This is a genomic window from Paenibacillus wynnii (assembly GCF_030812855.1).
Classification (GTDB): domain Bacteria; phylum Bacillota; class Bacilli; order Paenibacillales; family Paenibacillaceae; genus Paenibacillus_AQ; species Paenibacillus_AQ wynnii_A.
Genome location: NZ_JAUSTK010000003.1, coordinates 278,701 through 284,700, shown reverse-complemented (window position 1 = coordinate 284,700; position 6,000 = coordinate 278,701). Strand labels below are relative to the sequence as shown.

The following is a 6,000-nucleotide window of genomic DNA, read 5'->3' as shown; positions in this document are numbered from 1 at the left end:
CCCTTACCGGGTACGGGGACCGTGTCAGGCGGGCAGTTTGACTGGGGCGGTCGCCTCCTAAAGAGTAACGGAGGCGTTCCAAGGTTCCCTCAGAATGGTTGGAAATCATTCGAAGAGTGCAAAGGCATAAGGGAGCTTGACTGCGAGACCTACAAGTCGAGCAGGGACGAAAGTCGGACTTAGTGATCCGGTGGTACCGCATGGAAGGGCCATCGCTCAACGGATAAAAGCTACCCTGGGGATAACAGGCTTATCTCCCCCAAGAGTCCACATCGACGGGGAGGTTTGGCACCTCGATGTCGGCTCATCGCATCCTGGGGCTGAAGTAGGTCCCAAGGGTTGGGCTGTTCGCCCATTAAAGCGGTACGCGAGCTGGGTTCAGAACGTCGTGAGACAGTTCGGTCCCTATCTGTCGTGGGCGCAGGAAATTTGAGAGGAGCTGTCCTTAGTACGAGAGGACCGGGATGGACGTACCGCTGGTGCATCAGTTGTTCCGCCAGGAGCATGGCTGAGTAGCTACGTACGGACGGGATAAGCGCTGAAAGCATCTAAGCGTGAAGCCCCCCTCAAGATGAGATTTCCCAATTAGTAAGACCCCTTGAAGACGACGAGGTAGATAGGTTGGAGGTGGAAGTGCAGCAATGCATGGAGCTGACCAATACTAATCGGTCGAGGGCTTATCCAAATATCTAACACGCAGATTCGTTTCGGATTCAGTTTTCAGGGAGTCAAATTCCTGATTCACGTTTTAATGGTTGGTTATTTTCCTGAAGAAATTCAGGGAGTGATACGACCGGAAAAAACCCGTTTGGTGGCGATAGCGGAGGGGTTCCACGCGTACCCATCCCGAACACGACCGTTAAGACCTCCAGCGCCGATGGTACTTGGACCGAAGGGTCCTGGGAGAGTAGGACGTTGCCAAGCACATGAGACCACTGTTGAAATCAACGGTGGTTTTTTGTTATGCAAAATCTAATAATAAAATTTGAGTCTCTGTGTGAATATCTACATGAAGCTAGCAATTAAGCTCGAACCTATCAGCTGCTAAAGTACATATATAGTAAAGTAGAGCGGATCAAGACCGTTATGCGGACTATAGATCCCTTATTATCGGTAAATTGCCTCATAAGTAAATTATACGGACATAGATTCCCTTATTTGCAAATATTGGGATATTTATAGCCGAATTCTTGTAAATAGGGTCTTCTGAGTCCGCTTAAGTACGATATTCAGGTATTCGGAGTAAATAGCGTCTGCTGGGTCCGATAAGCCTACCTATTCATCCTGAGCAGATCTCCACGCATGTTCTTTCCTCAGAAGGGAGTTGCATTCATCCTGAGAAGATCTCCACGCATGATCTTTCATATAGAAAGGAGTGGAACTCCCCATGAGTTGCCAGGGCTAATATCAAAAAATGCTACACTAGTAATTTTTAAATAAAACTATTGCTTTCTAGTGGAGTAATTGATATAATATTATTTGTTGTTCTTATTGGAAATTCATAACAAGGCCCGTTGGTCAAGGGGTTAAGACACCTCCCTTTCACGGAGGTAACATGGGTTCGAATCCCATACGGGTCACCATTTAATTTTTAGATTGCTTTAATAAATGAGATGTGTTATGATATATAAGTTGTTCCACTTATGGAGGCTTAGCTCAGCTGGGAGAGCATCTGCCTTACAAGCAGAGGGTCGGGGGTTCGAACCCCTCAGCCTCCACCATCAATTATATATTGCTTATGACGCGGGGTGGAGCAGCCCGGTAGCTCGTCGGGCTCATAACCCGAAGGCCGCAGGTTCAAATCCTGCCCCCGCAACCAATTTGGAACCGTGGTGTAGTTGGCCTAACATGCCTGCCTGTCACGCAGGAGATCGCGGGTTCGAATCCCGTCGGTTCCGCCATCTATTTATCTTCAGGGATGAGAACTCAAATCTGGGTTCGTTGAAGCATAGGCTTCGATAGGAATACTTCGCAATCTCGTAACGGAGTGAAGAGTATCCCGTCGGTTCCGCCATTTTCAATTCAATACATACCGTGTGCGGACGTGGCTCAGCGGTAGAGCATCGCCTTGCCAAGGCGAGGGTCGCGGGTTCGATTCCCGTCGTCCGCTCCATTATATGTGCGCCCTTAGCTCAGCTGGATAGAGCGTTTGACTACGAATCAAAAGGTCGGGAGTTCGAATCTCTCAGGGCGCGCCATTTTACTTCATTAGATGGTTATGACTTTGCCGGCGTGGCGGAATGGCAGACGCGCTCGACTCAAAATCGAGAGGGAAACCGTGGAGGTTCGAGTCCTCTCGCCGGTATAACAAAAAGGATTATAAGATGCTTATCTAAGCCATCTTATAATCCTTTTTTATTTACTAAGACTAAAGATCAGAAGTTTATGCAGAAGGGACCGCCTCATCTGTTAAGTACGTTGAATGAGACGGTCCCTTTATAGTATATGTTCATAATTAATTTGTTATTGAGGTTAAGTCTTATTCGACATACGCAGTCAGCTTAGTCATATCGCAGATGGTGAGTTCACGAGTGCCGTTGATCTCGATGATGCCTAGTTGCTCGAATTTACTGAATTTGCGACTGATGGTTTCCCGTGTTACACCCACGTAATTTGCCATTTCCTCACGTGAAAGGGGAAGCCTCACATGAATCTGCTCATTGCCCGGCTTGCCGTACTTATACCCAAGTTCCAAAATCATATAAGCAATTCGAATTTCTGGATCCTTTGTAGCAAGGCTTTGAGCCAAATTTTCAGTGTGAGCTAATCTTTTGGTAATGGTCTTTAGCAGTTTGAGTGAGATATCCGGATTTTCCTCGATAAGCTGTTCCATATCTGCTTTGGTAAGCAGACATATATCTGTGTTCTTCAATGCATATGCACTGAAATTACTCACTTCATCACTGTTAAAGATGTTAAGCTCGCCGAAGAAATCACCCGTCGAGAGAATATGCAGAATTTGTTCCTTTCCCTGCGGCGTAACTTTTAAGAGTTTAACTTGCCCTTGTTTAATGATATACAACGTATCTGAAGGTTGTTCCTCTAAGATTAAAGCTTGTCCCTTAGTGTACTTTTTGTGTTTGATCATGGCGCTGACCTTTGCAAGGTCCTCATCAGATAACGAAGTAAAGATTGGAACTTTGCGAGTGCACGGCTCCTTAGAATATTGGCAGGAATGTTCTGTCATAAAATCACCTCTCTCACGGTTGAATCAGGGTACCGCGATTTAGTTATTTCTTATCTTCAATAGGTGCAAAGTGACTGGTATCTTCTCCGCAGACCGGACAAATCCAGTCCTCTGGCAGATCCTCAAAGGCTGTACCTGGACATACATCTTCATCTGGATCTCCAATGGCCGGGTCGTAGATATAACCGCAGGGCTGACATATATATTTTTTCATAATCTGATCTCCTTGTCAGTGGATTTATAGTGTTATTTCTGTGATCGTTTCATGACCTCGCCAATAATTTCCTCAATAGTGCTGTGAGCAAGATCTATACCTTCTAGTGTGATTCTCTGCTCAATCGCTGTCTTATAAGAGAGGGAAGCAGCAGCACCTTCGAATGAAATGACTCCTACAATGGAATCATCTTTTATAAAAATACGAGTGTAAAGCTCTCCATCTAAATGGGTCAAGCTATTATCACATTGCTCCGCATTAACCATACCAATGGAAAATAGGGGTGTTTGAAAGGCGTTGAACAAAGTAACGGGTACAGATCTCTGGTAAGCAACCGGGGTACCGGTCATATTGGCACCAGCTATTTTCCCTTGTTCGATTGCTCCTCCCCACAGGCCTTCTACTTTGCCCAGATACTCGGCCGCGTCACCTGCAGCATACACATGGGCTGTACTTGTCTCCATGTTCTCATTCACAAGGATACCTGACTGTACATGAATGCTCGCCTTACGGGCAAGGTCTGTATTCGGTATGATTCCGATCGAGTATACGACATGCTCACAAGGCAGTATAGTGCTGTCTTCAAGCTCAACTCCCTGCACGCTGTCTGTTCCCGTAATACATTTAACTCCCTGGCCAAGTCTTACGTCAGCTCCTAGATCGATGATTCTCTGTGTCAGAAGTGTTGAGGCTTGTTCGTCCAGTTGTCTGTTCATGAGACGCGGAGCAGCTTCCACGATTGTTACGTGATACCCTGCTTCTATAAAGGACCATGCGGTCTCCACACCCTGAACACCTCCGCCAATAATACAGATGCGGTTTCCGCTTTGCAGTTCAGACTTAAGGCTGTCTGCATCCGTCATATCGCGAATGTTATGGACATTACGTAAGGATGCTCCATCCATGTTCAACTTCCGGTTTGCGGCCCCTGTACACAGAAGGAGTTTATAATAGGGAACGTGCTGCCCATCCCCGGTAGTTGCAACTCTTTTATCTGGATCAATATCAGTGATGGATGTACCGCTTTGAATTTTGATCCGATTTTCCAGATACCACTTTTCTTTCTTAATTAATACTTTATCACTGTGCAGGTCCGTGAATAATCCCTTGGAGAGTTTAATCCGGTTGTAAGGCAGGTTGGATTCTTCTCCATAAATGGAGATGGATGCGTCCCCGTCATGATCTCTGATTGCTTTGGCTGCATGTACAGCGGCAACCCCGCTGCCAACAATAACGTAATGTTTCTCTTGCATCTGATTTCCTCCGTTGGCTCTATGTTTAGTTTAGATTGCGCTAAGAAGCAGGTCCGAGACGAACTCGGCGGCGTTTTTGATTTTGGAGATTTTTTCTTTCTCTTTAGGAGAGAAACGGATACGGATCGGGAATTCAACATGGGTCATTCCGGTTGTTTTGATGACGTGTGAAGTGCTTTGTACGGCCATGTTCGTTCCGTTTAAATAATCCTGCACTACCTCAATAGCTTCTCCACTCCAACCATAGGATCCGAATGCTGCGGCTAACTTACCTTCCAAATTCAAATCCTTCAGTTTAAGCAAAATATTTTCCAAATTCCCGGTCATATCCGCATACTTGGTTGAACTTCCGATAAAGACAGCGTCAGCCGCTGCAATACTCTTAAGAATATCGGCTTCATCGGATTTGTCTGCGTCCCACAGTTCGACCTCAATATTATTTTCTAGGAAAGAATCCTGCAGGATATGGGCCATTTTTTTAGTGCTGTTCTTGATGGTTGTATAGACGATAGAGACTTTCTTGCCTACTGTCGTCTCGGAGCTAAGTTCTGCATATAAGTTAATGAATTTAGGAATGTCTTGTCGGATCACAAATCCGTGTGAAGGGGCAATCATGTTAATCTCCAAATCCTTGATCGCTTCCATCAGTGTCCGTACATACCTTCTGTGCGGGTGGATAATGGCCTGATAATAGCCCTTGAAATCCTCGGTAATATCAAACCCAGCCTCATCGGCGAAAAGCTTCTCCACGGCAATATGGGTGCTGAAAATATCGCAGGGAAATAATATTTTATCCTCAATACAGTAGGTGATCATCGTCTCTTCCGTATGAAGGTAGGGAGTCTCTTTGAACAGGAGGGTTTTCCCGCCGATATCCAGCTGGTCTCCGTCTTTAACCACGAGATAGTTGCGGTGCTGCAGCTTGTACATTTGCTGAATTTCAGGTACGGCAATCTCAGTGCAGACGATGGTAGCGTTAGTAGCTTTGCCAGCGAGTGCCGCCAATCCGCCTGAGTGGTCAGGTTCTGTATGATTGATTACAATGTACTGAATATCGAGGGGATCTATTAACTCAGACAGTTGTTCTGCGAATTCTCTTCCGAATTCCATATCTACTGTGTCTATGACAGTCGGTTTGCCGGTTTTGAGCAAATAGGAGTTGTAAGTCGTACCTTTGGTTAAGAGCAGGCGGTGAAAGGGAACCTCGCGTTCATCGATTTTACCCACCCAATAAATATCTTTTGCTAGTTTAAATCCTGGTTTCATTCCAATTACCTCCTGTGCTTTATGTGTATTTATGTGTATCAGCAATTTGATTCTATCTCGTTCCCTTTCTAAAAAAGAGG

General features: G+C 45.6%; 4 protein-coding genes, 7 tRNA genes and 2 rRNA genes. 9 read left to right on the top strand and 4 right to left on the bottom strand.

Annotated elements, in window-relative coordinates; all coding sequences use genetic code 11:
- From J2T20_RS05285 to J2T20_RS05245, 9 genes are all read left to right on the top strand, one after another.
- Nucleotides 1–685 (top strand): 23S ribosomal RNA (locus J2T20_RS05285); the annotation flags it as partial.
- A 122-nt stretch (nt 686–807) separates the two neighbouring features.
- Nucleotides 808–924 (top strand): 5S ribosomal RNA (gene rrf, locus J2T20_RS05280).
- A 584-nt stretch (nt 925–1,508) separates the two neighbouring features.
- Nucleotides 1,509–1,583: transfer RNA gene (locus tag J2T20_RS05275), tRNA-Glu, on the top strand.
- Nucleotides 1,584–1,645: 62 nt separating this feature from the next.
- Nucleotides 1,646–1,721, top strand: a tRNA-Val gene (locus J2T20_RS05270).
- Nucleotides 1,722–1,742: 21 nt separating this feature from the next.
- Nucleotides 1,743–1,819: transfer RNA gene (locus J2T20_RS05265), tRNA-Met, on the top strand.
- Nucleotides 1,820–1,823: 4 nt separating this feature from the next.
- Nucleotides 1,824–1,901 (top strand) — tRNA-Asp (locus J2T20_RS05260).
- A 137-nt stretch (nt 1,902–2,038) separates the two neighbouring features.
- Nucleotides 2,039–2,113, top strand: a tRNA-Gly gene (locus tag J2T20_RS05255).
- 8 nt (nt 2,114–2,121) lie between these two features.
- Nucleotides 2,122–2,198: transfer RNA gene (locus J2T20_RS05250), tRNA-Arg, on the top strand.
- Nucleotides 2,199–2,226: 28 nt separating this feature from the next.
- Nucleotides 2,227–2,305: transfer RNA gene (locus J2T20_RS05245), tRNA-Leu, on the top strand.
- A 174-nt stretch (nt 2,306–2,479) separates the two neighbouring features.
- On the opposite strand, the gene J2T20_RS05240 is transcribed toward J2T20_RS05245, so the two are convergent.
- From J2T20_RS05240 to J2T20_RS05225, 4 genes are read right to left on the bottom strand one after another with little or no spacing between them, the layout of a single operon-like run.
- Nucleotides 2,480–3,187 carry a Crp/Fnr family transcriptional regulator gene (locus J2T20_RS05240; RefSeq protein ID WP_307586246.1) on the bottom strand — a complete coding sequence of 236 codons (708 nt, stop codon included), beginning with the start codon at nt 3,185–3,187 and terminating at the stop codon, nt 2,480–2,482.
- Nucleotides 3,188–3,230: 43 nt separating this feature from the next.
- Entirely contained in the window at nt 3,231–3,401 is a 171-nt protein-coding gene (gene rd, locus J2T20_RS05235) for a rubredoxin (protein WP_307586245.1), read from the bottom strand.
- Nucleotides 3,402–3,433: 32 nt separating this feature from the next.
- Entirely contained in the window at nt 3,434–4,654 is a 1,221-nt protein-coding gene (locus J2T20_RS05230; RefSeq protein ID WP_307586244.1) for an NAD(P)/FAD-dependent oxidoreductase, read from the bottom strand.
- Nucleotides 4,655–4,684: 30 nt separating this feature from the next.
- Nucleotides 4,685–5,920 carry an FprA family A-type flavoprotein gene (locus tag J2T20_RS05225; protein WP_307586242.1) on the bottom strand — a complete coding sequence of 412 codons (1,236 nt, stop codon included), beginning with the start codon at nt 5,918–5,920 and terminating at the stop codon, nt 4,685–4,687.
- Nucleotides 5,921–6,000 lie beyond the last annotated feature (80 nt).